The organism is Nocardioides cremeus (genome assembly GCF_030518195.1).
Classification (GTDB): Bacteria; Actinomycetota; Actinomycetes; order Propionibacteriales; family Nocardioidaceae; genus Nocardioides; species Nocardioides cremeus.
The window spans coordinates 1-274 of the sequence record NZ_JAULSC010000330.1; the positions used below are offsets into that span (position 1 = coordinate 1).

The following is a 274-nucleotide window of genomic DNA, read 5'->3' on the forward strand; positions in this document are numbered from 1 at the left end:
GCTTGTTGCCATCGGGATCTCGCAGGTACGCGAGATAAACCTGACCGGCGGCGCCCTGCCGCACACCTGGCGGGTCTTCGATCGACGTGCCGCCATTCGCAACCCCGGCTGCGTGCCATGCGTCGGCCTGTTTGGCATCGCTCATCGTGAAACCGATCGTGCCGCCGTTCGCACACGCGGCCGGCTTGCCGTCGATGGGTTTGGTCACCATGAAACGCGCGCCATTGTGCGTGTAGGCCAGCCGGCCCTTGGCGTCCACGACGGCGGGCTTGGC

1 protein-coding gene is annotated in these 274 nt (G+C 66.8%); it reads right to left on the bottom strand.

Features of this window, described 5'->3' with window-relative positions; genetic code table 11:
• On the bottom strand, positions 1-259 hold a 259-nt coding region (locus QWJ41_RS21290), incomplete at its 3' end, for a VOC family protein (RefSeq protein WP_369292745.1).
• Positions 260-274 lie beyond the last annotated feature (15 nt).